The sequence below is a fragment of the Vibrio tapetis subsp. quintayensis genome (genome assembly GCF_030409945.1).
Lineage (GTDB): Bacteria > Pseudomonadota > Gammaproteobacteria > Enterobacterales > Vibrionaceae > Vibrio > Vibrio quintayensis.
On sequence record NZ_JAUFQV010000035.1, the window covers coordinates 231366 to 256211 of the forward strand.

Below are 24846 nucleotides of genomic sequence, written 5' to 3' on the forward strand. Positions count from 1 at the left end.
GGCCAACAAATGACCGAGCGAATAATTTAAGCAGAAAGGAGTAGTTATGTCTGCTTTTGCATTTTTTGGGGCTCTGGAGATAGGGCTCATCTATGGGTTAGTTGCACTTGGCGTGTACCTAACTTTTCGTGTTTTAGACTTCCCCGATCTTAGTGTTGATGGCAGCTTTCCAATGGGGGCTGCTGTAGCGGCAACCGCGATCGTTGCTGGTATTAACCCGTGGATCGCCACAGGTCTTGCTATTTTGGCGGGGGCTGCCACAGGTTGGGTTACGGCTTTTTTAACCGTACGCTGTGGCATCCTGCATTTACTTGCCTCTATTCTGACCATGATCGCGGCGTTTTCTATCAATATTCGCATCATGGGCCGACCAAATATGGCTCTCATCGGTGAAGACACCATATTGACGCCATTTGAAGCACTTGGCGATTCCATGTACGTAAGGCCAATTGTGGTGGCGGTTTTGGTGTTGTTGTCAGCTATTTTTATTGTTCGGTTGCTTAATAGTGACTTTGGCTTAGGGCTACGAGCGACAGGCGTGAATGCAAGAATGGTTGCAGCTCAAGGTGCAAGTACTGGTTTTTACACTTATTTTTGTTTGGCTATTTCGAATGGGTTTGTTGGCTTTGCTGGTGCCTTGTTTGCACAGACTAACAGTTTTGCGGATGTAACCTCTGGTGTGGGTACTATCGTTGTCGGCTTAGCCGCGGTTATTTTGGGGCAAACCTTAATTCCGGGTAAGCGCATTTGGGTTGCGGTTGTTGCCGTTATTGTGGGTTCTGTATTGTACCGACTGGCTGTGGCGTTTGCGTTAAGTTCAGGTATGTTCGGCTTACAAGCGTCAGATCTTAACTTGGTGACGGCAGTGCTTGTCGCATTGGCCTTAGTTGCTCCTAAGCTGAAAAAAAGTATGAATGCTAAAAAGAAAGCTAAAGCAGCTCAAGCTAAAAAGGCGAACGCAAAAAAAACGTTAGCTAAGAAGGAGGTAGCATGATTTTTTTAGAAGATATTGACGTTACCTTTAACGCAGGAACGATATTAGAGAACAAAGCACTTCGGGGTGTTGATCTTGTCGTTCCTGAGCACCAGTTCCTCACTGTTATCGGGTCAAATGGTGCGGGGAAATCAACACTACTTGGCGCCGTGACTGGTGAAACCCCTATGGCGGGTGGCCGAGTTGTCATTGGTGATACTGACATGACAAGCTGGTCTGTGGACAGGCGAGCTGCACAATGTGCGCGTGTGTTTCAAGATCCATTGGCGGGTACATGTGGCGATTTAACCATCGAAGAAAATATGGCACTGGCTTACATGAGAGGGAAGTCTCGTGGTTGGAGCATGTCACTGAGTAGTAAGCGTCGAGCTTTGTTTAAGGAGCGTATTAGCATCCTAGGGCTGGGTTTAGAAGACAGGCTAGGTGACAGCATCGGGTTACTTTCTGGTGGTCAGAGACAGGCTGTGAGTTTGGTGATGGCGACGCTGTCGGACAGTAAATTATTACTGCTTGATGAGCATACTGCAGCGCTTGATCCTCGTATGGCTGCTTTCATCATTGATTTAACAAAGACCGTTGTGAAAGAGTTTAATTTAACCGTCATGATGGTTACCCACTCAATGAAAGATGCGCTGGCTTGCGGGGATAGAACGGTAATGCTCCATCAAGGTAAAATCGTTCTAGATGTCGCGGGGAATGAACGCTCGACAATGCAAGTGCCCGATCTCCTTGAGATGTTTTCTAAAGTTCGTGGTGAAGAACTAGCGGACGACAGTTTATTGCTGAACTAGGTAAAATCGAGTCAATGTTCAGTACTTGAACTACGCCCCAAGCCTCCACCTTAATAAAATCCTCCTTTGCCATAAAAGGGGGATTTTTTGTGCCATTAATTTTCTTACACTGAAGCTTAATATCAAGAATAATGTGAGAAACACATATGACACGACCTTTCCTACATCACTCTCAAACTGCAGATGGTATGCAGTTTGATGGTAAATCTCTTAGCGTGACACTAAAAACTGAACGCGTGAAATTCGACAAAATTTATCTTCGACATGAACCGGACAACGAAGAAGAATTGGTTGAAATGTCCCGAATAGATCAAGACGGCGCGTTGGCCTATTGGCGTGTAGATTTCCCCGTTAATCCAGACAAAGCAATGACTCACTATGTGTTTAAGGTAATCATTGCCGGACAGCAGTTTTGGTTAGACGATCGTGGTGTTCACAAACGCATGCCGGGCAGAGAATATCACTACAAATTCAATTCTGCTCACCGGCCACCTAGTTGGGTTTGTGAGCAAGTTTTCTATCAAATTTTTCCAGAACGTTTTTGTAATGGAAAGCCCGAAATAAGCGTCAGAACTGACGAGTATAAAGTAAAAAACAACACTAAAGGCGTCGTGGCAAGAAAGTGGGCTGAGCCGATTAATGTTGACGCTGGAACGGGTGGCAGTGAGTTCTATGGTGGAGATCTATACGGAGTTCGCAGTAAGTTAGATTATCTGCAAGATCTCGGGATTACGACCCTGTATCTTAATCCCATTTTCGAGTCCAAGAGTAATCATAAGTACGATACGACCGATTATATGAATGTTGACCCTCACTTTGGCACCAATGAGATGTTTGCCGAGTTGACGGAAGATATTCATCAAAGAGGGATGAAAGTGGTACTGGATGCCGTGTTTAATCATACATCTTCAGAGCATCCTTGGTTTGATATTAACGGTGTCACGGGTTACGGAGCGTATCAAAATCAAACTTCTCCTTATCGAGATTACTACTTCTTTGATGGTGCCTCATCGAATTATTCAGCATGGAAAGGCGTACAAAACTTACCTGTACTTAACTTTAACAACGAGAAAGTACGCGATTATATTTATCAGAGTGACAACGCGGTTATAAGGCACTGGTTAAGAGCACCGTACAACGTCGACGGGTGGCGGTTTGATGTGATTCATATGCTTGGTGAGGGCGAGGGAGCGCAAAATAACGCGCATTATGTGCAGAGATTCAGACAAGCTGCAAAAGAGGAAAGTACAGATACTTACGTTCTGGGTGAACACTTTTTTGAAGCGAGTCAATGGTTGCAAGGGAATCAAGAAGATGGTGCTATGAACTATTATGGATTTGCGCATCCCGTCCGTGCTTTATTGGCAAAGCAGGACATCGCATTCGATCCGATCGACATTGACGTACATGAGTTTGTTACCTGGTTGATTGAGGCTAAAGCGAAAATTCCGTTTGCGAACCAACTTTCGCAACTCAACCAGCTTGATAGCCATGACACAGCCCGATTTTTAACCCTAGTGAATTCCGATGAGAGTAAAATGAAAATAGCGGCGACACTGCTATTTACTTATCTAGGTACGCCATGTCTGTATTATGGTACGGAAGTGGGAATGGAAGGCAGCCATGATCCAGACAACCGACGCCCTTTCCCGTGGGAGCGAATAGAAGATCAAAAGTCGCCTTGGTTTGATTACTTTAAAAAGCTCATAGCGATAAGGAATGCACGGCCATCGTTACAAAAAGGTTCAATTCAAACGCTGTATTGTTCGGCTAGTGCTTGGGTTTATGCCCGTCAGTTAGGCGATGAGATAACGCTTTGCGCCGTTAACTTTGAAGATACAAAGCAGGCGGTGTCGCTGCCACTTTGGCAACTAGGATTAGAACAAGGAAAAGCCGTCAGCCTAACGGATGAGGATTGTTTGGCGTATTCCAATGGCGTTATTGATTTGGAAATCGAAGGAAACAAAGCAAGTTTGTTTGGCCTTTAGGCTGTGTGAGCATCAAAAAACACCCCGTTAGCTTTCACGTAGATTAGTTTTCTACGCGAAAGCTAATCTACGTGAAAGATAACGGGGGTAGGTGCTACTCGCTAACAAAGGGCATTGTCGTTAATTAGCGGCTGAGGATATTAAGCGCTGCTGACGGATTGCGTGCGTGCTCTAGCGTTAATCGGTAACGCTCAATATGTTCGATGATCGGTGCGGCTTTGTTAAAGGTCCGAATTTCTCTAAAAAGATCGGCAGCTTGTGGGTATTGCTGGCGCAAATACGAAAACCACTGTTTTACTCTGTTCGGGTAATAAAGGCCTTTATCGCCTTTCATTTCGTACTGAGAATACTGCAATAACAAATCAACCACTTCGTGCCATGGCATCGGCTGATGGTTGTGCTTGACCATGTTGCCTAAATTTGGAACGTTGAATGCACCACGGCAGACCATCAGAGAGTCAACCCCGGTCGTTTGTATGCAATTTTGGCCGTCTTGGTAATTCCAAATCTCGCCGTTAGCAATGAGTGGTAGCGACGTTTTTTTGCGGATTTCGTCGATGTAGTGCCATTTGATCTCGCTGGCCTTGTAGCCACCACTTTTTGTTCTGGCGTGTACAGTTAGTTCATTGGCGCCAGCTTGTTCGATGGCATCAACAATATCAAAGCAATCTTCTGGATTCTCCCAGCCCAAACGAATCTTGGCGGTTACCGCGATGCTTGGATCAACCGCTTCACGGCAAGCCTTGACGACTTGGTAAATGAGCTCTGGTTGCTTTAATAATGCCGCGCCGCCGTTACTCTTGTTGACCATTTTTGCAGGGCAACCAAAGTTAATATCGATTCCCCTAGCACCCAGATTAGCCGCTCTTACAGCGTTTTCAGCCATCCAATTTGGATCTTGCCCAAGTAATTGGATGTGGATGGGCACACCCGACTTGGTCTGTGAACCTTGTTCTAATTCAGGGCACAGGCGATGGAATACGTGGTCTGGAAGGAGTTGGTCGACGATACGAACAAATTCAGTCACGCACAGATCATAGTCGTTGATCTCGGTAAGGATCTCTCGCATCAGGTGATCTAGCACACCTTCCATTGGACCTAATATTACTCGCATACCACTTCGCCTTAAAAATATGAGGCGCGATTGTAGTTTTTTAGACGTTTAAAGTCACGATATAAGCGGGGTAAATTGGATTGTATCAACAAGAGCGACAGTAAACATCGGTAATATTTATCTGCCCATTGAGGTTATCTTGATATACTGCTGACAGTTTACGATCTAATGAAAAGTAAGTGAGTATATGTATCAAATAGTTAACTTGCCCGAGAACTGGCAAGGGGAAAGTGCTGTATTTTTTGAAGGCGCCATTTTCGCGTCAAATCTAGCCACTAAGCCACTTCAACCAGAAGTCTGGCTGAACGACATTGCGGGCGATGATGCTACGGCCATTAATTCGATTGTAGTAGGCCAAATTAATCAACAGTACAACCTTCTTAAGAGAAGTGAATACTCACCTTTAACGGTGCTTGCTGAGACGGAGCTAGAATCTAACTTAGCCCAATTTGCTCAGGGTTTTATGGCTGTTTGGCCTGTTATCGAAGTGCAATGGCAAGAAGCTGCAATGGGAGACGGCAGTTTACGTATGCTACAAGCATTGCTGACGACCATGATGCTTGCTATCGACGAGACACAAACTCGCGAGCAGATGGAGCAAGCTGGTATCGTTCCTGCGCCGCGGTTATCTGATTTTGTTGAACAGTTAGACGTGATGGTGATGGAAGTGGCACTTGCGGCCGATGAAGCCATGGTAGGTGGCAAATCTCAACGTGTGAATCCGTTTAAAGACATCGGACGTAATGATTCATGCCCTTGTGATAGTGGCAAAAAATACAAACAGTGTTGCGGAAAGTAGCTCTGACTTTTTGAATTTCTAGCAATTAAAAAACAGCTCCCAATTGGGAGCTGTTTTTGTTTAAGCAGACTAAAAAGCTTTGATTAACGAAATTGAGATTTCGGTTTAGAGAACTGAGCGATGATGACAACCGCTAACGCGACCAAAATACCCGAAAATATAATCACTAACCATTGAGGCATCGAAAGGCCAAGGAATTGCCAAACCACTTTGCTGCAATCACCATAGGCGTTGAAAATATTCGGGAACCATTTATGAAGTGGCGCCCAATCAGGGAAGCTGACGAAAATGTCGCAAGTGGCAAATGGAGAGGGGTTAAATTGGTAATCAACGTGCTGCATCGACAGTTCAAGGCCTTTGTAACCACTTACGCCCCAAGCCGCAAAGCCCAACCAGCGAATAACGACATTCTTAGGGTTAAGAAGACCGATTATGGCGGCTCCACTCACTCCAAACATGGCAACGCGTTCATAAATACACATGACGCAAGGGGCTAACATCATGACATGCTGAAAGTACAACGCGCTCAACTCGAATGCCAAAATACTCAACAATAGAAGTAGCCACGAAAGTCGAGACTCAGAAAACTGTTTAATAGGGTATAGGAAGCTCAAAGTGTTTCATCCTCAATAAAAAAAGCTCTGATTACTCAGAGCTTTTTAACGTGAATTAGTTCGCTATTCAATAATTATTTTTAGTGAGCTAACGATACGGCAGCACCAACGGCTTTTTGCGAATGATGGATTATCCAACCCATGTCGTAAAACCATGCCGTCATTGGTTCGAGCAAGAACGCGATACCAAATAGACCGACGAGTGCCAAAACGATGGTATAAGGCAATGCCATGATGACCATACGTCCGTAAGAGAGACGAATTAATGGCGCCAGTGCAGATGTTAGCAAGAACAAGAAAGCAGCTTGACCGTTCGGTGTAGCAACTGACGGTAGGTTAGTACCTGTGTTGATAGCAACTGCCAATAAGTCAAACTGGTCACGAGTAATGACGCCTTCAATCAATGCAGTTTTAACTTCATTGATATAAACTGTACCGACGAACACGTTGTCGGAGACCATTGAAAGCACGCCATTGGCAATGTAGAACATGACCATTTGTTGGCCACCTTCAAGGCTCAATACTGCATCAATCACTGGCTTAAATAGGTGTTGATCGATAATTACAGCAACAATAGAGAAGAACACGGCCAATAAAGCAGTAAATGGCAGTGCTTCTTCAAATGCTTTGCCTAACGAGTGCTCCTCGATTACACCGGTAAATGCCGTTGCAAGAATGATCACTGATAAACCGATAAGGCCTACTGCAGCTAGGTGAAGCGCCAAGCCGACGATGAGCCATACTGCGATGATACCTTGAACCCAAAGGCGTGCGACATCCTGATTAGTACGGCGCTTACGCTCTTCAATATCGTTGTCTTCTAAAATCTTGCGAACGCTATCAGGCAGTTCTGCTCCGTAACCACAAATTTTAAATTTCTCTACGAGCATGCTTGTTGCTAGACCACAGAATAGTACTGGCAATGTGACGGGAAGCATTCTCATTATGAATTCGCCAAACAACCAACCTGCTTGATCGGCAATGATCAAGTTTTGTGGCTCACCCACCATAGTCATTACGCCACCAAGTGCCGTACCAACACCCGCATGCATAAGCAGAGAGCGTAAGAAAGCACGGTAATCTTCTAGATCGTCGCGTGAGACTTCACAAAGACCATCATCGGTTGTGTGGTCGTGAGCGGCGTTGTTCCCTTTACCGGAAGCCACTTTGTGGTAAATCGCGTAGAACCCAACCGCAACACTAATAACAACGGCAATAACCGTTAATGCATCTAGGAAAGCGGATAGAAACGCAGCGGCAAAACAAAATGCGACCGAGAGCAAAGCTTTTGAGCGAATACCGAGCAGTATCTTAGTGAAGATAAACAGCAAGAGTTGCTTCATGAAATAGATGCCAGCGACCATGAAGATCAGTAACAACAGTACTTCAATGTTTGCAACGAGCTCATGCTTGACTTGCTCTGCGCTTGTCATCCCGATGGCGACGGCTTCAATGGCGAGTAAGCCACCAGGTTGAAGTGGGTAACACTTCAGCGCCATCGCAAGCGTAAAAATGAATTCAATCACTAATAGCCAACCCGCAACAAACGGATCAACGAAGAAAAAAACAATAGGGTTTATGATCAAGAACGAAATAATGGCAAGTTTGTACCAATCTGGGGCTTTGCCAAGAAAATTCTTAATAAATGCGTTTCCGAGTGACATCGGCATGATAAGGCTCTTTTATTGTAAAATTCACACTAAGAGTGTGTCTGTATCCCTGAACTAAGGAAATGGGATTTCCTCAGAAAATTCATCTGTCCAAAAGGAACAAAGTTTGGCGGTAAATCGAGATAGATGCGCGCCTAGCTATGTCATTCCGTGAATAAGACAAACACTCCATATTTTCGACCGAAACTCTACTCTTACCTATTTTTTAGTCAATAGAAAAATGTTATTGAAATTAAAAAGTGAGATATTTGAATTTAGCGTCAGCATTATACTGAACAAGGATAACATGAAATGAAATATATCCTTACAATTTTGATGTGCAAGTGCTCACTTAGGTCAACATGATACAAATCAGTATTTTATGAATCTCTAGCTATTTCATTATCGGTAAGGCCATGATGCTAAATGTTATTAATTGAAATAATATGTTTCTGTGAAAATCGTTGCCCTTATGTTGCAGATGATAAAAAATGCGACTTAATTCACGTTATTACGGTTAACGCTTCGAAGTCATCAAATTTAACATTTTGCGACGCTCTGCATAGAGACGTTAACAGAGACTAATTTTCGCGATCTATAAAAGTAGTGGTATGATGAGTCCAATTTTCGTATTGAGTCCCACCGGATAGTTGATTTCATGGTTATTAAGGCAAAAAGCCCAGCAGGTTTCGCTGAAAAGTACATTATCGAGAGCATTTGGAAAGGACGTTTTCCTCCAGGCTCAATATTGCCCGCTGAACGTGAGCTGTCTGAGTTAATTGGTGTCACTAGAACGACGTTACGTGAAGTTCTACAACGTTTGGCTCGTGATGGATGGTTGACCATTCAGCACGGTAAGCCGACAAAGGTAAATCAGTTTATGGAAACATCCAGTTTACATATTCTTGATACACTAATGACGCTGGATGCTGATAACGCGACCAGTATTGTTGAAGACCTTCTGGCAGCAAGAACAAGTATCAGTCCAATTTTCATGCGCTATGCTTTCAAAGGAAGTAAAGAGGCGTCGCTGGTTACGATTACGAGTGTGATTGAATCTTGTGAGAATATGCTGAACTCTCCAAGTTGGGATGAGTTTTACGAGGCTTCTCCTTATAAAGACAAGCTGAAGCTGAGCATTAAAGACGACAATGAAAAAGATGAGCAAAAACGCCAAGGTATTTTGGTAGCACGCACGTTTAATTTTTATGATTATATGTTGTTCCAGCGCTTAGCGTTCCATTCTGGTAACCAAATCTACGGTTTGATTTTCAACGGCATTAAGAAGCTATATGATCGTGTTGGTAGCTTCTATTTCTCGAACCCTGAAGCTCGTGCTCTTGCGTTAGATTTCTATAAGCAGCTGCATGAAGTGTGCGAGCAAGAAAACCGAGAAGCTCTGCCTATATTGATTCGTCATTACGGCATTGAGAGTGGAAAAATCTGGAATGAAATGAAGAATAATCTTCCTCACGATTTTACAGAAGACGACGGCTAACTTCGTCGACTGGATATTCAATTAACCCGCTAACGCAAATTAGCGGGTTTTTTTTAGTTATTTTTCAGAGCTCATGACAGGATTACTATTGAGGCGTACCTCGTTTAATGGTTGGTAGAACGATTCGCACAGTACATTTAGCACCGTGTCGTAACTTGCGAATAATTCCTCGGAGATGTCACTGGTCAGTTGGTACCGATCTGATATGTCGGCAATATTCGCATCATGTTCAATAAGTTGATCGAGTCGAGTGTAGATACTAAGACGTGCTGGGGTCGACAAGGGTTGATTGTTGGACATAGATAGTTGCTTGATTCGCCTAGATATCAAGTGTGCGTTTCTCAGCACCTTATGTTGAGACACTCCGTCTTCAATCATAGCAATTCTCAGTTGTGTCAGTGAGTCCATACCATCTAGGATTTGATGCCAAGTATTTAGATACCGTTGTTCAAGTTCTACATTACTATTTTTGAGAAGCCAATCGATCATCAGTTCATCAACTAGGTAAATACAATGGCGTATCGCTTTACCGTGTTCTAACTGATTTCGAGCCATAGAGTTTTGTTTCCACCCAGTGGTAAGAGCGATCAGGTTGGTGGATAAAATTCGATACGTGCTCTTCTCTCCGGGTGATGCAATCGCGGTGATATGTTGTGTTGTGGATGTGATTAGGTTTTGTATTCTACGAATTTGGCGCAGATCCGAACGCCGATTTGTGCCGTTTGTGTTGGCAAGCACGTGATGTGTATATCGTCTATGTTCTCTACATAATTGGATCAGCTCCCGCAAAATGGAAAGTTGCTGGTATCGCTGGTGGTTTTTCTCTTTGTTTAAATGAGAGAGTTGGACAATAGACCAATAACCTAAAAAAAGTGTCAGTATGCAGATGATTATAAACATGGGCATTTCCTCTATCTCAAGACCTAATGTTGATCTAGCATGAAAGGTGCCACAATTATTATTACTTAAATATCAGCTAGATAGATGTAATTTGCGTGGATTGGATGCTCTAAAAGAGGGCGATCGCACCAAACTAAAACAAAAAAACCACTTACTGTGCAGTAAGTGGTTTTTACTATTATTAGCCTTTAGCCTTTAGCCTTTAGCCTTTAGCCTTTAGCCTTTATTACATCACACGCATACCCGGTTGGGCGCCTTCGTGAGGTTCTAAAATCCATAGGTCGCTGCCGCCAGGGCCCGCCGCAAGGATCATGCCTTCAGACATGCCGAACTTCATCTTACGTGGTTTAAGGTTTGCAACCATCACAGTTAGCTTACCTTCAAGCTCTTCTGGTTTGTACGCAGACTTAATACCAGAGAATACTTGGCGAGTTTCACCACCGATATCGAGTTGGAATTTAAGTAGCTTGTTCGCTTTTGGCACTTCTTCACAAGAAATGATACGAGCAATGCGCATATCCACTTTCGCAAAGTCATCGAATTCGATTTCTTCAGCAACGGGCTCTTTTTCTAGCTCAGTTTGGCTTGCTTTGTTCTTAGCTGCTTCAGCTTGCTCTTTAGCTGCCATTTCAATGGCTGCATCTTCTTTAGATGCTTCAATCATCGCTTCGACTTTTTTAGGGTCAATACGATTAAATAGCGCTTTGAACTTAGTGATCTCGTGGTCAGTTAGCGGTGTTGCAATGCCTTCCCACGTTAATGTTTCGTTTAAGAACGCTTCAGTACGAGCAGTCAATTCAGGCATAACTGGCTTCAAGTAAGTCATTAGTACGCGGAATAGGTTGATACCCACTGAACAGATGTTTTGTAGCTCTTGATCTTTGCCTTCTTCTTTCGCCACTACCCACGGTGCTTTTTCGTCAACGTATTGGTTTGCTTTATCGGCGAGAGCAGTGATCTCACGAATTGCACGGCTAAATTCACGGGCTTCATAACATTCGGCAATGCGATCTGCTGCGGCTGCAAACTCGCTATAAAGCTCAGGCTCTGCAAAATTAGCAGACAATTTGCCTTCAAAACGTTTGGTGATGAAGCCAGCATTGCGCGACGCTAGATTAACTATCTTGTTTACAACATCAGCGTTAACACGTTGAGTGAAGTCTTCAAGGTTAAGATCAAGGTCGTCAATACGACTGTTGAGTTTAGCTGCGTAGTAGTAGCGTAAACATTCAGGGTCTAGGTGGTTTAGGTAAGTGCTTGCTTTTACAAACGTACCTTTAGACTTAGACATCTTCGCGCCATTTACCGTTACATAACCGTGTACAAACACATTGTTAGGCTTACGGAAACCACTGCCTTCTAGCATTGCAGGCCAAAATAGGCTGTGGAAATAAACAATGTCTTTGCCGATGAAATGGTAAAGCTCAGTGCTGCTGTCTTTTTTCCAGTACTCGTTGAAATCGAGGTCGTCACGCTTGTCACAAAGGTTTTTAAATGAACCCATGTAGCCGATTGGTGCGTCTAGCCAAACGTAGAAGAATTTGTTCGTTTCGCCTGGGATCTCAAAACCAAAGTAAGGCGCATCGCGAGATATGTCCCATTGCTGCAAACCAGATTCAAACCATTCTTGCATCTTGTTAGCAGTTTCGTTTTGCAGAGAGCCAGAACGAGTCCACTCTTTAAGCATGCTTTCAAACTGAGGCAAATCAAAGAAGAAGTGCTCAGAATCTTTCATTACTGGTGTTGCTCCAGAAACGGCAGATTTAGGGTCGATAAGATCTGTTGGGCTGTATGTCTCGCCACAATTGTCACAGTTATCGCCGTATTGCTCTTCTGACTTACATTTAGGGCAAGTGCCTTTAACGAAACGATCGGGAAGGAACATTTCTTTTTCAGGATCAAATAGCTGAGAAATGGTGCGGCTAGAAATAAAGCCGTTTTTCTTAAGCTCTAGATAAATATGAGACGCCAGCTCGCGGTTTTCTTCACTGTGGGTGCTGTGATAGTTATCAAAGCTGATATCAAAACCGGCGAAGTCTTTTTGATGTTCTTCGCTTACTGCGGCGATCATCTCTTCTGGTGTAATACCCATCTGTTGTGCTTTAAGCATAATTGGCGTGCCGTGAGCATCGTCAGCACAGATGAAATTAACAGTGTTGCCGCGTAGGCGCTGGTAACGAACCCAAATATCCGCTTGAATATGCTCGAGCATATGGCCAAGGTGGATAGAACCGTTTGCATACGGAAGGGCACAAGTTACCAACATTTTTCTTGGATCAGTCGCCATACTTATAATTCGCTTTACTAGAGAGGTATTAAAAACTTAGCGGTCAATATTACCTCATGCAGGCTCTGACTCCAAGGGACTCGGGCTTGGTTCGCCTTATATTTTTTGGGGTTTGGCAAAACGAAGCGCAGTGTTAGCATAAACACATAATCTTTGGAGGTTTATGATGGAACAATTTAAATCAAAACTCGAGCTATGCGAATGGTTGGAACAATATCAACACCCTTTACTGACCGAAGACTGGAGCCATGCGCCAGGTTGGGTTGTGATACTTGCTTCAGGCAAAGTGAAAATCACTCTGCCCTTTCCTAATAATGAGTTAGTTCAAAGCCTCGAAAGTTGGATTGGAAAACAGATTCAAACGGCACAAGTGCCAACCTTTGAATTTCAAATAGTGACCGATGTTGCCTCCTTAGAAACAACGGTTAAGAGCTCGGTGACGGGCGTGAAGAATATTATTGCGGTTAGTTCAGCAAAAGGTGGCGTGGGTAAATCGACGACGGCGGTAAACCTAGCCCTCGCGTTAGTTGCGAATGGCGGTAAAGTCGGAATTCTCGATGCGGATATTTATGGCCCATCAGTTCCGATGATGCTAGGAACCACGCAAGAAAAGCCAGACGTTCACGATAATAAATGGATGCAGCCGATTCAAGCTCATGGTTTATACAGTAACTCCATCGGATATTTAGTGGATAAACAAGAAGCGGCAATTTGGCGTGGCCCTATGGCGTCTAAAGCGCTTGCCCAACTGCTTAATGAAACCCAATGGCCCGATTTAGACTATCTTATTATTGATATGCCACCAGGAACCGGAGACATTCAACTGACGCTAGCGCAGCAAATACCGGTGACAGCGGCAGTCATCGTCACGACACCTCAAGATTTGGCATTAGCGGATGCGCGTAAGGGCGTTGCGATGCTTGATAAAGTAGAGGTACCGGTTGCCGGAGTTGTCGAGAATATGAGCTATCACATTTGTAGCCAATGCGGCCACCATGAGGCGATCTTTGGTGAGGGTGGTGCGCAAAAAATGGCTCAAGAATATGGCTTATCTCTACTTGGGCAAATTCCTTTGCATCTATCGCTGAGGGAAGACATAGACAGCGGTAAACCGACCGTTGCCGCAAGACCAGACAGTGAGCACAGTGCTCAATACCGTCAGCTTGCAGGCCGAGTTGCGGCTCAAGTTTATTGGCATGGTAAAGCAAAACCTCAAGCAATTAACATTATGGCGATAGATTAACGTCAAATTTGCGTCTAGGCTCAATAGGCATGCAAACGATTACGTTAATATTGTGCGTTCAACAAACAAACGCTCGGCTAAAAACAGGAGATTCATTGCTGGAATAAACTGTTTTAAGCCCTTATAATCAGGCGGTTTATCTTTGTCTTGACACCATACTCGCATCAGGTGCACTTAACATGTCTAATAATAATCAATGCGTCATCGTAGGAATTGCTGGCGCTTCTGCTTCTGGAAAGAGCTTAATCGCAAGCACCATTTATAATGAGCTTCGTGCCAAAGTAGGGGACGATCACATTGGTGTGATCACGGAAGATTGTTACTACAACGATCAAAGCCACTTAAGCATGGAAGAGCGTGTTAAAACTAACTACGATCATCCAAACGCACTCGATCACAATTTATTGTGTGAGCATCTAGAAGCTTTAATGAAAGGGGAGGCGGTAGAAGTTCCAGAATACAGCTACTCTGAACATACTCGCACTGACGTATCAACTACATTAACTCCGAAAAAAGTGATCATCTTAGAAGGTATCTTACTTCTTACTGATCCTCGTCTTCGCGATCTGATGCACGCGACCATTTTTATGGACACTCCTTTAGATATTTGTTTGTTGCGTCGTGTTAAACGTGATGTAGAAGAGCGTGGTCGTACAATGGAGTCTGTGCTGAAACAGTATCAAGAAACCGTTCGTCCGATGTTCATGCAATTTATCGAACCGTCGAAGCAATACGCGGATATTATCGTCCCTCGTGGTGGTAAAAACCGTATCGCGATTGATGTATTAAAAGCGCATATTGCGAAATTGCTAAAAGCGTAGATACATTAGCAATGCTTCAGTTTTCGTCTTATTTCTAGAAAACTGACGTAAATACAATGATTTTAAGTGGCGCATTATGCGCCACTTTTGTATTGTAAACCTAGGTAAACAAAATCTAGCAACTGGCGTTGTTCTTCTTAATGGAAAGGAAGAAAAAATGAAAAAACTGTTCTTATTTATCTCTATCCCTATTGCCGTTATCGTTTTAGCGGTACTTGCCTTAGTCCTGTTTATTAACCCTAATCAATTTAAACCTCTCATTGTTGATCAAGCGAAGCAACAAACGGGTTTAGAGCTTGTGATTGATGGCGATATTAGTTGGCAATTCTTCCCTTCTCTTGGTTTTGGTTTAGGAAAAACCGAACTCAAAAATCCAGCGGGATTTAGCGCGGCTAATATGCTGAGCATTGAAAAGGTCGGCTTAGCAATCGAAGTGATGCCGCTGTTAGACAAACAGTTAGTGATTGGAAACGTCGACTTAGACGGTGCACACTTTGCTATTGAAACGTTGAAAAGTGGCGCAAGTAACCTTGATGTACTGTCTCAATCAAGCACGGCTAAAGCTGAACAAACGACCGAGCCAACTGTGACTAACGAAACATCGTCGTCGACGTCCAATTCAGCAGTAGACGAGTGGCAAATTAAGTTAGCTGGGATTTCAGTGACTAACGCACAACTTCAAATGCAGAACCAACAAACAGCCAGTAATCTTGAACTGTTTGATTTGAATTTTACTTTGACTGAATTTGTACTCGATAAATGGACACATGCAGCATTTGACGGAAAAGGTCGAAACGGCGAACAGTCATTTTCGGCTACCGGGAAAGTGGATTTAAAATTAGGTCAAGGCTTTGCCAGCTACGAGATTAAAAATTTAGAATTTGACGGTCAATTTAGAGACCCAGCCACTAATATTGAGCAAGCAAAAGTGGTTCTTGCTAGCTTAAACTTCGATTCGCCGAATACGTTAGAATTTACCGTAAAGGGCCGCGCTGCTGACTTAGACATCGATGCAAAAGCCAGTACGCAATTGACTATTGATAGTGAATTTAGCCAAATTATACTTGATAAACTGGTGCTGGATTCAAGCCTTGAAGGTAAAGCTTTGCCTCAGTCTCCTATGAAAGTGACGATGGATTCAGGGTTAACGTTTGATGTGGCTAAAGGGCATTTGGCCTTTGCATTAAACAAGCTCACCGCGAACAAACTTCAATTTGATGGTAAAGCGGATGTGACGTTGGCAGATATTCCAAAGGTTCGCTTTAACTTACACAGCCCAAACATTGATTTGGATGAATTCCTTGGTTTAACTTCTTCACCTGCAACAGCAAGTACTGGTGGTGAAACTGCGTCCTCAGATAAAACAGCAAGCAAGGCTGCAGTTGAAGTTGAACCTGATCTATCAGCATTGAAAGGCCTGGATGTAAAAGGCTCGATTGTGATTGATAAGTTTAAGGCCGCAAACGCGAAGCTAGCAAAAGTGACCACCAAATTTAGTGTTAACCGTGGTGTTGCTAAGCTGACAACATTTAGTGCGAATTTATACCAAGGCAGCATTAAGGCTACGGGACAACTAGACGCGCGTAAATCGCCAGCAAGCTATGTGGTTAGTAAGCAGATTAAAGGCGTAAAAGTGCATCCATTGCTGGTGGATGTCGCTCAGTTTGACTTAGTTGAAGGGACTGGCAACATCAACGTTGATGTGAAAGGCAAAAGCTTAAAGCCTTCTGAGTTGAAGAAAAATCTTGCCGGAGTGGTTAAAATTAACTTCGAAGATGGTTCTGTTTATGGAGTGAACCTGCCTCATATGATCCGCAGTAACTACGCCAAGTTCAAAGGACAAAAGGTTGAAGGTGGCGATCAAGAGAAGAAAACAGACTTTAGTGCGCTAACGGCAACCCTTAATCTAAATAAAGGGGTCATGAAAACGACCAATATGCACATGGAGTCCCCATTGCTGCGAGTGACCGGCAATGGCCAAGCTGATTATGTCAATGAAACAGTCGACATGTTGATCAGAGCGTCTATTGTTGGGTCATTAGAAGGCCAAGGTGGCAAAGACATAGAAGAGCTACGTGACTTAACCATCCCTGTTAACGTTTCAGGTTCTTGGACACAGCCTCAATACAAACTTGTATTTGATGATGTGCTAAAAGAGAAAGCCAAGAAAGAAGCGGAACGCGGTTTGAAAAAACTGTTGAAAGACAAAGTGGGTGAAGACGACACTAAGAAACTGGCAGACCAGTTATTAAAAGGTCTATTTAACTAACGTAATTCACTTCAATAAATAAAATAAAAACGCGCAGATAATGATATCTGCGCGTTTATTTTTCTACTTCTACTTCTACTTCTACTTCTACTTCTACTTAGCAGCAACGCATCAATTTGTGTTACTTCCAGCGGTTGTAATGCCAAATCCAATGTTCTGGGTGAGAACGTATTGTTGTTTCCATTTGTTCTACAAGGTGAGAAACAGATTGTTCGAGACTTTCTTTTATTTCAAATTTTGTAAATTTAGTATGGTAAATATCACCGTCTTGCCAGCCATAACTAAAATAAATAGGTGCATTGCTTAGCATTGCTAATTGAATGCCGATGGCCGGGATTTGAGTTGGGTGTTTAAAAAAAGTGTGTCTCTCTCCCGGCGCATTCATGTCGCAATGAAACATGAGCCAATTACCATGATTTATATTTTGAATTGCTTGAATGATAAAATTATCTGATCTTGCAATATAAGGGCAATCACGGTGATCCAACATTGCTGCAACCCATTGGCTTTCCTTATTATTTCCGTCTGAACCAGCACCGACGATGGTTTTTGTAGCGATACCATTTTGGTTAAGTACCCAAGTAGGTGCATCTGCAATACCTAGATGCAAAGACAGGACGATCCCGCCTTGCCGCTCCCTGGCTGCGTGTTTTATTTCATTGACTCCTTCAGCTTGTATGTTTTGTTTATCAATATGTAACCACCGAAATAGTGACATTAATTGGTTGTATGCAGAAGCACGAGATAAGCGTTGCTTATCCGTATTGCTCATGGTGGGGAACGCCTTGTCGAGTCCTTTATAAGCAACATCTGACCTGGTTTTATGGATTAAACTGGCAGCAAGTTTGGCGATAAACCCATGAAGGTATGTCGGTATCTTTGCCACGAGTGCAACGCCACGCTCTGGAGTCATGATTTTTCCTTTGAAAAGGGTTCTAGCCACAGGATAAAGTCACGCAAGCTGGCAGACATAGGTAGGTGAAACTGACCCAAGTCTGCATTGATACCATGTTGAGTTAGATGGGAAAGTAAGCCAATGAATTGCATCGAGTCGATTTCGGTGAAAATGGCGCTATCATCTGATAATTCGTGGCCAAAATTGGCCAAGTATTCATTGATATGTGCTTGTATCATGGGTTTGTCCTGCTAGTTTATTTAGTTGTGTTTGAAGGGCCTTAATATCAACTTTGCCGTTAATGTTAATCGGTAAATTCTGGCAAAAATGAATGCTGCTCGGAACCATATAAGGGGGCAGTTTCATGCTAAGGTGTTTCTCTATAGCTGTTCGCTTAGTGTTTGATGTTTCGACAACGTATAAAACCAAACCCATGGCGCCATCGCATGCGTTTGTTGGCCAAGGTACCGCCGCGCTTTCTATACCTAATTGCCTAACGGTACTTTCTATTTCACCTAATTCAACGCGATGACCTTGAACTTTAACTTGGTGGTCTTCACGTCCTTTGTAGTTCAACCCGTTTCCGTCTACCGTCACAATGTCACCGGTGTCGTACCAAGTTTTACCCGACGAATCTTGTTTAAAGGCTTGGTTATCAGCGATGGCGTTGTGCCAGTATTGATTGATGACTTGTTCACCTTGAATGTATAAACGAGCACAATCAGAATGTTTCATCGAGACTAATTTGGATTTCTGGCCATTGAACATACTGCCTATAGGGACGTATGCAGTCTGGTAGTCTTGTTGGGGATTGAACTCGTGGGCGCTGATTGCAATGGTTGCTTCTGTTGGCCCGTAAAGGTTGACCAACTTTTGGTTAGTCGCTAAAGCCCATAGGGATGCGTGATCGACACTGAGTGCTTGCCCGCAGAAAAAACTGAACCTCAAAGATGGAATGCTATTTTCCTCAAGTTTGTTCAATTGTGCCGACAATGGAATGATATTGGGAACGGCGAGCATACAGGTAATATGGTGAAACCGGATAAAATCTACCGGGCAACTTTTTAGTAGCTCTGGCAAAACGTACAAAGCAGCCCCGTGACTCCAGGACAATGCCCAGTCGTGCACTGAAAGATCGAAAGTGAGATCTGAGTGTTGCGAAAATCGATCAGTAGAACTGAATTCGAAACATGAATCCATATGATTAATATAGTGATCTAAATTCTGATGCGTAATACCAATGCCTTTAGGTTTTCCCGTTGTTCCTGAGGTAAACATCAGGTAAGCGTAACCTCCTGTCCTGACGTCTACTATTTCATCGTTATTACTCAGCGCCATCGATGGAACAATTTCTTGGTCGTTTGGGGTTTCTGCTTGCCAAATTACTTGGAGCTGAGGCAAATCTTGCAATAATCTATCGACTAAAGGGCTGTCACATGGTGAAGCAATAATGAATTCACATCGCGCTGCTTGTAAAATATCCACAAGACGCTGAGTTGGCTGTCTGATGCTTAATGGTAGAAAAATATTACCACTAAATAGAATCCCCAAAAGCGCGCTATAGCTGTCTACAGTGCGTGTCGCTAACACGGCGATGGTTTGCTGATGAGCATGACATGCTTTCAGGTACAAACTGATCTTATGCGACCGATTGGCTAAATCTTGATAGGAATAACTTTTGTTGTTTACCCACAAAGCTTGGTGATTTTCACCTAAGCGATTGAAGTTATGCCAAATTTTTTTAATAGTGGAAGACACCGTGTTTTCTCATGTTTTTACTTATATGAACACTGTACAAAATGAGGCGACATGAAAGTATCAGAGTTTTGTATGGATATGTATGGTTTGTCATGGTACCTGTACAATCTGGTTGGCGGTGCACTCGAATATAAATAGATAGAGTGCGTATGGGCTTAAGCCAGTACGCCGTAGGTTATTGTGTCCGGCGGGCGTGACAATTCGTGACAGAAGAGCATCTCAAATCGTATTAGGATGTGTATAACTATTTGTTAAAAGAGAACCTCAGCGATGAAAATGAATACCATATGCAGTCTTGTTTTTTTGGCTTTGCCATTGAGTTCTTTAGCTAGCGATGAGTTCGACGCTCAAACGAACGCAATAAAGGGTTGTCCCGGCGACTTTTTTATTCAAAAAGCCGTCGTTTTTGATTCGGTTACGATTTGTGCGACTAACAAAGTTGATGATGAGAAACTGGCACATGCCGCAAGCGTCACGGCACAGTGGCTGGATAACAATCAAGACGGAGACGTCGACGAACCAAAACTGCTCCCGTTACTCAAACAAAACAGTGCGACGCTGCTAATGAGCGGTGAAGGCTTTAACGACCGTGCATTTGATGCGATGTCTGATGAGCTTGACGGCTTAGTGGGCCAAGATTTAGCCGCCAATGAAACGAACCCTCGTTCACGTCGAGATGCCTCTCAAGAAGAAATCCATCACCTAATCGTTAACGCAGGCTGGCAGAATCTGTATCCAACCGTTTTCAGCGATCAAAAAGAACAAGCAAGTTCGCTATACAAACAATGGCAAAAGGCTGAGCAACAAGGGAGTTATTCTTATGACGATCCGACCTGTGATGACAGCTGCAAAACCGTAGAGTTTTTCTATCTTGCTACTGCTGCCTACCTTGGTTCATCAGCGGATCTCGAATCTGATGAGATGATGATTAAGAACAAAGAGTCGTTGAAGAAGAAACTACCGGGAGTGGTGAATATTATGGAAGCGACGAAATATCAGTATCCGGTCTACTTATGGCCAGATGGGCATTATAGCCATCAAAACCGCATAAAATTTAACTAAGCTAAGCCTAAACGATTTTGGTTACATTATTTGCAACGGATTGACTGTGCTGTCTTGTTAGCTCGTGTAGAATACGGGCTTCGATTTATTTTCTCTGATGATAATTATGACGTTTCAAGCCGCAATTTTTGATATGGATGGGCTCTTACTCGATACTGAACGGGTGTGCATGAAAATATTCAAGCAAGCCTGTGAAGTGCGCAACGTGCCATTTTTGCAAGATGTATACCTCACTATTATAGGGCGCAATGCTGCTGGTATTGAGCAAGCGATTTGTAACGGATATGGCCCAGACCTCGACTATCCAAGCCTTAATGCTGAGTGGCGAAAGCGCTATGATGCGGTTGTGATGAATCAAGCTATTCCTATTAAAGATGGGGTGGTTGAGCTGTTAGAGTGGTTGAAAGGAAACAATGTACCTATTGCCGTTGCGACATCGACACGAAAAGAAGTCGCTGAAACTAAGTTACGCTTAGCAGGGCTGAGCCAGTATTTTGATGTTCTGGCCACTGGATGCGAAGTAAAGCAGGGTAAACCTGACCCTGAAATATTTTTGCTCGCGGCAAGCCGATTAGGGGTTGATGCCCAGTATTGTCTTGCCTTTGAAGACTCAAATAATGGCGTTCGCTCTGCGGTAGCAGCCAATATGACGACGTATCAAATTCCCGATCTTGTTGAACCCTGCGATGAGGTTTTGGCCTTAGATCATAAGGTTCGTTCGTCACTAGAGTTGGTATTGGCCGAACTTAAATAGAAGCGTTTCATTGAGTTCTTGTGGGGTAGGGAATCACCTGCCCTTAAAATTGTCCGGTTTGTCTGCTAAATTATTAGATAACCAAGGGCTGGATGGTAAGTGAATCGGTGATAGAAAAGCGCTATTTGTACATTGGCTTAATACTATTTCCGTCATTCGTGTTTTTGTGGGCCGGGCAATTTCGTTCAATCTGGTGGCTCGAAAATCTCACAGGCATACCTTTGATACTCATTGGCTATTATGCGTTTTTGAGTGTGATTTTTTTGTTTTCTGCTCCGTATCGGTTTACAGCTTGCACTATTGGGTTGGCTTTCATCTGGTTTTTTTCCATCCCAGCGGCTACCTACGAGCGTGGCGAGTCATGCATAAAGCCTGTTTCAATTGTTCAGTATAATCTTCGCTATGAAAACCCCGACCTGTCCGCTTTTATTGAGTACATTCGTACCCAACCTATCGATCTCGTTGTTTTACAGGAAGTGTCTCCCGGCCATGGTGAACAGTTTAGAGTGTTGGATAATGTCTATCCATTTCAATATGGTGGGCAAGGCAAAATAGGCTATCCAAGTGGCCAGATGGTACTAAGCAAAAATCGACTGTATGGGATGAGTGTGTTCAGATCCGCTTATGGGCATAAACTCATTCGAGGTATTTGGCAGCCGAACGCTGAGCTTGATATTGCGCTCTACGTGGGTCACCCCCCTTCTCCAAGAACAGAGTCCTTATGGCTGGCTCGTAATGCCACAATGGATGCGCTGGAGGATCTTGTCTCCTTATCTCCACTTGATACAACACTGGTCGTGGGGGATTTTAACTTATCGTCAGAAAGTCATCGGTTTAAAAGGATGTTGGTTGAGTTTGAACGACAGCCCGTGAGGAGTTGGCCTGTTGAATTGGCTGGGGTTCAATTTCCAAAAGCCTCTATGATCGGAATCGATCATCTGTGGCTGAAGAGTGATTCAAAAGCAAAGTACGGGATTTGCCATCGCCGCGCTTTGCTAGAATTTGAAGGGTCGGATCACAGCCCAATATTAACGGTGATTGGCAAGGCCACAACCGATATCTATAGTGATGCGATTACCAGTCCACGCCTTTAAGTGCTTTTACGCCATTTTCGAACGCGTGCTTAACATTACGAACTTCAGATACTGTGTCTGCCAGTTCTGTGAGTTCGCGATGAGCGCCTCGGCCAGTAATAATAACAGATTGCATCGGAGGGCGGTTTTTCAATGCTTCTGTCAACTCTTCTAAGTCGATGTAACCGTAGTTGACCATGTAGGTCAGTTCATCAAACAGCAGTACATCAATGGATTCATCAGTCAGCATACGTTTGCATTCTTGCCAAACCTGTTGCGCGGCTTCGGTATCTTTCTGTTTATTCTGAGTTTCCCAAGTGAATCCTGTACCCATTACATGAAATTCGACACCCAGCTTTTCGAGTAGATTTTTTTCGCCGTTGTCCCATGTTCCTTTGATGAATTGAGTGACACCACACTTCAAGCCATGGCCAATCGCACGGCATATGGTGCCGAAACCAGAAGTAGATTTGCCCTTGCCATTACCGGTAATAACGAGCAATAACCCTTTTACTTCTTGAGCTGCTGCGATTTTCTCGTCGATTTTGTCTTTTACTTTTTTTTGGCGCGCTTGATAGCGTTCATCTTTGCTTTGTTGAGAAGACATGTTGCCCCTTTAATTCTTCTTTGGCTTTACAATATAGTAACTTATCCTGCGTTCGGTAAAAACCTTAGGAAAATTAAGTGCAAAAAAAACCAACGCAAATGCGCTGGTTTTTAGGTTTTCGTAGCTAGTGCTAGTGATTAAGCAAGAATATCAGTCGCAACTTTATAGCTTGGATCTTCTTTTACGTTGATCTCAACTAGGCTACCTGCTTTGTGCAGTAGTGCGCGGCAGTCTTGGCTTAGATGACGAAGATGAAGCGTTTTACCAAGAGCACTGTAACGCTCTGCTATGGTTTCAATGGCTTCGATAGCTGAGTGATCTGTAACACGTGAGTTAGCGAAGTCGACAATAACGTCTTTAGGGTCATTCTGAGCGTCAAACAGTTCTAAGAAGTTAGCGGCAGAGCCAAAGAATACAGGACCATTGATATGGTACTCTTTCGACCCTTCTGCATTTAAATGGCTTGAAGCGTAAATGTGCTTCGCGTGTTGCCATGCAAACATAAGTGCAGATGCAATCACACCAACGAGAACGGCCACAGCCAAGTCTGTCAGTACGGTAACAACTGTTACTAATACGATAACAAAGAAATCTTGTTTTGGTACGCGACGCGCCAATTTGAATGTTGCCCACTCAAATGTGCCAATCACAACCATGAACATAACACCGACCAATGCCGCAAGTGGGATCATTTCGATCAGAGCAGAGCCGAATAGAATGAAGAACAATAAGCTTAGAGCCGCAACAATACCAGAAAGACGGCCACGACCACCGGAGTTAACGTTGATCATCGATTGACCAATCATCGCACAGCCGCCCATCGCACCAAATACCGAACAGGTCACGTTAGCCACACCCTGACCAACACATTCACGGTTACTTTGACCGCGAGTGTTTGTCATCTCATCAATAACCGTCAGAGTTAGCAGTGACTCAATCAACCCAATGGCTGCTAGGATGATTGCGTATGGCAAGATGATTTGCAGCGTTTCAATAGAAACAGGAACATTTGGAATCGAGAATGTTGGTAATGAGCCAGCTAGCGTAGCGGCACTGTCACCTGACATGCTACGTAAGAAATCAACGACAGTGCGAGTATCAAGATCTAAGCCTTGAACTAATGCCGTCACGGTAAAGATAGCAACCAAAGACGAAGGTACTGCGGTCGTGATTTTTGGTAAGAAATGAATGATCGCCATGGTTAAAAGAACCAAGCCCATCATTAACATCATTTGACCTTGTGGTAGCCAAGTGAGTGCACCGGTTAAATCGGGCGCTTTAAACTGACCTAACTGAGCCAAGAAAATTACAATAGCCAGACCATTAACAAAGCCAATCATCACTGGGTGCGGAACCATTCGGATAAATTTACCGAGTTTGAAAATACCCGCAGTAATTTGCAAAATGCCCGCTAGTAAAACGGCGGCGAATAGGTACTGAACACCATGTGTGAGTACTAAGCTTGTCATTACAACCGCCATCGCACCAGTAGCACCAGAGATCATGCCTGGGCGACCACCGAAGATAGATGTGATCAAGCCAACAATGAATGCAGCGTACAAGCCGACCATTGGGTCTACACCTGCTACAAAAGCAAAAGCAACGGCTTCTGGAACAAGGGCAAGTGCTACGGTTAAACCAGAAAGCACATCGTTTTTAACAGAGTGTTTAGAAAACTGTGGAAATTCGAACATTTTTGCTCAGTCAATTAGCTAGAGGTGAATGTTATC

Annotated in this window: 21 protein-coding genes; 11 read left to right on the top strand and 10 right to left on the bottom strand. The window is 43.7% G+C overall.

Annotated elements, in window-relative coordinates:
• The first annotated feature begins 46 nt into the window (after positions 1-46).
• The 3 genes from QWZ04_RS18450 (at position 47) to malZ (ending at position 3773) form a co-directional block, all read left to right on the top strand.
• On the top strand, positions 47-994 hold the full coding sequence (locus tag QWZ04_RS18450) for an ABC transporter permease (RefSeq protein ID WP_290329712.1): 948 nt from the start codon (positions 47-49) through the stop codon (positions 992-994).
• On the top strand, positions 991-1785 hold the full coding sequence (locus QWZ04_RS18455; protein ID WP_290329713.1) for an ABC transporter ATP-binding protein: 795 nt from the start codon (positions 991-993) through the stop codon (positions 1783-1785). The genes QWZ04_RS18450 and QWZ04_RS18455 overlap by 4 nt, the downstream gene beginning before the upstream one ends.
• Positions 1786-1931: 146 nt before the next feature.
• Complete coding sequence (gene malZ, locus QWZ04_RS18460) at positions 1932-3773, top strand: maltodextrin glucosidase (RefSeq protein ID WP_290329714.1); 1842 nt, start codon at positions 1932-1934, stop codon at positions 3771-3773.
• Positions 3774-3897: 124 nt separating this feature from the next.
• Here the strand turns inward: malZ and dusC are convergent, their stop codons facing one another.
• Positions 3898-4887, bottom strand: a complete 990-nt coding sequence (dusC, locus tag QWZ04_RS18465) for a tRNA dihydrouridine(16) synthase DusC (RefSeq protein ID WP_290329715.1) — start codon at positions 4885-4887, stop codon at positions 3898-3900.
• Positions 4888-5074: 187 nt separating this feature from the next.
• On the opposite strand from dusC, the gene QWZ04_RS18470 reads away from it, so the two are divergent.
• Positions 5075-5686: an SEC-C metal-binding domain-containing protein gene (locus QWZ04_RS18470; RefSeq protein WP_290329716.1), complete on the top strand. Its 612-nt coding sequence runs from the start codon at positions 5075-5077 to the stop codon at positions 5684-5686.
• 83 nt (positions 5687-5769) lie between these two features.
• Here QWZ04_RS18470 and dsbB read toward each other — a convergent pair whose 3' ends face one another.
• Both dsbB and nhaB read right to left on the bottom strand, forming a co-directional pair.
• On the bottom strand, positions 5770-6300 hold the full coding sequence (gene dsbB / locus QWZ04_RS18475; RefSeq protein ID WP_290329717.1) for a disulfide bond formation protein DsbB: 531 nt from the start codon (positions 6298-6300) through the stop codon (positions 5770-5772).
• Between the two features lie 80 nt (positions 6301-6380).
• Complete coding sequence (nhaB, locus tag QWZ04_RS18480; protein WP_290329718.1) at positions 6381-7970, bottom strand: Na(+)/H(+) antiporter NhaB; 1590 nt, start codon at positions 7968-7970, stop codon at positions 6381-6383.
• Positions 7971-8607: 637 nt separating this feature from the next.
• On the opposite strand from nhaB, the gene fadR reads away from it, so the two are divergent.
• The gene (gene fadR / locus QWZ04_RS18485; RefSeq protein WP_290329719.1) at positions 8608-9447 is read left to right on the top strand and encodes a fatty acid metabolism transcriptional regulator FadR; all 840 of its coding nucleotides are present in this window, start codon (positions 8608-8610) and stop codon (positions 9445-9447) included.
• A 57-nt stretch (positions 9448-9504) separates the two neighbouring features.
• On the opposite strand, the gene QWZ04_RS18490 is transcribed toward fadR, so the two are convergent.
• Both QWZ04_RS18490 and metG read right to left on the bottom strand, forming a co-directional pair.
• Positions 9505-10347, bottom strand: a complete 843-nt coding sequence (locus tag QWZ04_RS18490) for a hypothetical protein (protein ID WP_290329720.1) — start codon at positions 10345-10347, stop codon at positions 9505-9507.
• Between the two features lie 226 nt (positions 10348-10573).
• Positions 10574-12634, bottom strand: coding sequence for a methionine--tRNA ligase (metG, locus tag QWZ04_RS18495; protein WP_290329721.1), 2061 nt, complete (start codon positions 12632-12634; stop codon positions 10574-10576).
• Positions 12635-12800: 166 nt separating this feature from the next.
• Between metG and apbC the strand changes: the two genes are divergently transcribed.
• From apbC to QWZ04_RS18510, 3 genes are all read left to right on the top strand, one after another.
• On the top strand, positions 12801-13877 hold the full coding sequence (gene apbC / locus QWZ04_RS18500; protein ID WP_290329830.1) for an iron-sulfur cluster carrier protein ApbC: 1077 nt from the start codon (positions 12801-12803) through the stop codon (positions 13875-13877).
• A gap of 179 nt (positions 13878-14056) precedes the next feature.
• The gene (gene udk / locus QWZ04_RS18505) at positions 14057-14698 is read left to right on the top strand and encodes a uridine kinase (protein WP_290329722.1); all 642 of its coding nucleotides are present in this window, start codon (positions 14057-14059) and stop codon (positions 14696-14698) included.
• Positions 14699-14855: 157 nt separating this feature from the next.
• Entirely contained in the window at positions 14856-16967 is a 2112-nt protein-coding gene (locus QWZ04_RS18510) for an AsmA family protein (RefSeq protein ID WP_290329723.1), read from the top strand.
• Positions 16968-17088: 121 nt separating this feature from the next.
• Here the strand turns inward: QWZ04_RS18510 and QWZ04_RS18515 are convergent, their stop codons facing one another.
• From QWZ04_RS18515 to QWZ04_RS18525, 3 genes are read right to left on the bottom strand one after another with little or no spacing between them, the layout of a single operon-like run.
• Positions 17089-17880, bottom strand: a complete 792-nt coding sequence (locus QWZ04_RS18515) for a lysophospholipid acyltransferase family protein (protein ID WP_290329724.1) — start codon at positions 17878-17880, stop codon at positions 17089-17091.
• Positions 17877-18101: a hypothetical protein gene (locus QWZ04_RS18520; RefSeq protein WP_290329725.1), complete on the bottom strand. Its 225-nt coding sequence runs from the start codon at positions 18099-18101 to the stop codon at positions 17877-17879. The genes QWZ04_RS18515 and QWZ04_RS18520 overlap by 4 nt, the downstream gene beginning before the upstream one ends.
• A complete protein-coding gene (locus QWZ04_RS18525) occupies positions 18079-19620 on the bottom strand; it encodes an AMP-binding protein (RefSeq protein ID WP_290329726.1) in 1542 nt (513 codons plus the stop codon). The genes QWZ04_RS18520 and QWZ04_RS18525 overlap by 23 nt, the downstream gene beginning before the upstream one ends.
• A gap of 270 nt (positions 19621-19890) precedes the next feature.
• Here QWZ04_RS18525 and QWZ04_RS18530 point away from each other — a divergent pair, with 270 nt between their 5' ends.
• From QWZ04_RS18530 to QWZ04_RS18540, 3 genes are all read left to right on the top strand, one after another.
• Positions 19891-20682 (top strand): hypothetical protein, encoded by a 792-nt coding sequence (locus QWZ04_RS18530; RefSeq protein WP_290329727.1) that lies wholly within the window; start codon positions 19891-19893, stop codon positions 20680-20682.
• Positions 20683-20788: 106 nt separating this feature from the next.
• On the top strand, positions 20789-21436 hold the full coding sequence (locus QWZ04_RS18535) for an HAD family hydrolase (protein ID WP_290329728.1): 648 nt from the start codon (positions 20789-20791) through the stop codon (positions 21434-21436).
• 92 nt (positions 21437-21528) lie between these two features.
• Positions 21529-22530, top strand: a complete 1002-nt coding sequence (locus tag QWZ04_RS18540) for an endonuclease/exonuclease/phosphatase family protein (protein WP_290329729.1) — start codon at positions 21529-21531, stop codon at positions 22528-22530.
• Here the strand turns inward: QWZ04_RS18540 and cobO are convergent.
• On the bottom strand, positions 22511-23116 hold the full coding sequence (cobO, locus tag QWZ04_RS18545; RefSeq protein ID WP_290329730.1) for a cob(I)yrinic acid a,c-diamide adenosyltransferase: 606 nt from the start codon (positions 23114-23116) through the stop codon (positions 22511-22513). The genes QWZ04_RS18540 and cobO overlap by 20 nt on opposite strands.
• A gap of 137 nt (positions 23117-23253) precedes the next feature.
• Positions 23254-24810, bottom strand: a complete 1557-nt coding sequence (locus QWZ04_RS18550; RefSeq protein WP_290329731.1) for a SulP family inorganic anion transporter — start codon at positions 24808-24810, stop codon at positions 23254-23256.
• Positions 24811-24846: the final 36 nt, after the last annotated feature.

What these genes read in the sequence shown, in the direction of transcription:
- QWZ04_RS18470 (WP_290329716.1), top strand. Translation starts at nt 5,075, where the DNA reads ATGTATCAAATAGTTAACTTGCCCGAGAACTGGCAAGGGGAAAGTGCT.
- QWZ04_RS18535 (WP_290329728.1), top strand. Translation starts at nt 20,789, where the DNA reads ATGACGTTTCAAGCCGCAATTTTTGATATGGATGGGCTCTTACTCGAT.
- udk (WP_290329722.1), top strand. Translation starts at nt 14,057, where the DNA reads ATGTCTAATAATAATCAATGCGTCATCGTAGGAATTGCTGGCGCTTCT.
- QWZ04_RS18530 (WP_290329727.1), top strand. Translation starts at nt 19,891, where the DNA reads ATGAAAATGAATACCATATGCAGTCTTGTTTTTTTGGCTTTGCCATTG.
- apbC (WP_290329830.1), top strand. Translation starts at nt 12,801, where the DNA reads ATGGAACAATTTAAATCAAAACTCGAGCTATGCGAATGGTTGGAACAA.
- metG (WP_290329721.1), bottom strand. Translation starts at nt 12,634, where the DNA reads ATGGCGACTGATCCAAGAAAAATGTTGGTAACTTGTGCCCTTCCGTAT.
- QWZ04_RS18540 (WP_290329729.1), top strand. Translation starts at nt 21,529, where the DNA reads ATGGTAAGTGAATCGGTGATAGAAAAGCGCTATTTGTACATTGGCTTA.
- QWZ04_RS18520 (WP_290329725.1), bottom strand. Translation starts at nt 18,101, where the DNA reads ATGATACAAGCACATATCAATGAATACTTGGCCAATTTTGGCCACGAA.
- QWZ04_RS18490 (WP_290329720.1), bottom strand. Translation starts at nt 10,347, where the DNA reads ATGTTTATAATCATCTGCATACTGACACTTTTTTTAGGTTATTGGTCT.
- fadR (WP_290329719.1), top strand. Translation starts at nt 8,608, where the DNA reads ATGGTTATTAAGGCAAAAAGCCCAGCAGGTTTCGCTGAAAAGTACATT.
- cobO (WP_290329730.1), bottom strand. Translation starts at nt 23,116, where the DNA reads ATGTCTTCTCAACAAAGCAAAGATGAACGCTATCAAGCGCGCCAAAAA.
- QWZ04_RS18515 (WP_290329724.1), bottom strand. Translation starts at nt 17,880, where the DNA reads ATGACTCCAGAGCGTGGCGTTGCACTCGTGGCAAAGATACCGACATAC.
- malZ (WP_290329714.1), top strand. Translation starts at nt 1,932, where the DNA reads ATGACACGACCTTTCCTACATCACTCTCAAACTGCAGATGGTATGCAG.
- QWZ04_RS18510 (WP_290329723.1), top strand. Translation starts at nt 14,856, where the DNA reads ATGAAAAAACTGTTCTTATTTATCTCTATCCCTATTGCCGTTATCGTT.
- dusC (WP_290329715.1), bottom strand. Translation starts at nt 4,887, where the DNA reads ATGCGAGTAATATTAGGTCCAATGGAAGGTGTGCTAGATCACCTGATG.
- QWZ04_RS18455 (WP_290329713.1), top strand. Translation starts at nt 991, where the DNA reads ATGATTTTTTTAGAAGATATTGACGTTACCTTTAACGCAGGAACGATA.
- nhaB (WP_290329718.1), bottom strand. Translation starts at nt 7,970, where the DNA reads ATGCCGATGTCACTCGGAAACGCATTTATTAAGAATTTTCTTGGCAAA.
- QWZ04_RS18450 (WP_290329712.1), top strand. Translation starts at nt 47, where the DNA reads ATGTCTGCTTTTGCATTTTTTGGGGCTCTGGAGATAGGGCTCATCTAT.
- QWZ04_RS18550 (WP_290329731.1), bottom strand. Translation starts at nt 24,810, where the DNA reads ATGTTCGAATTTCCACAGTTTTCTAAACACTCTGTTAAAAACGATGTG.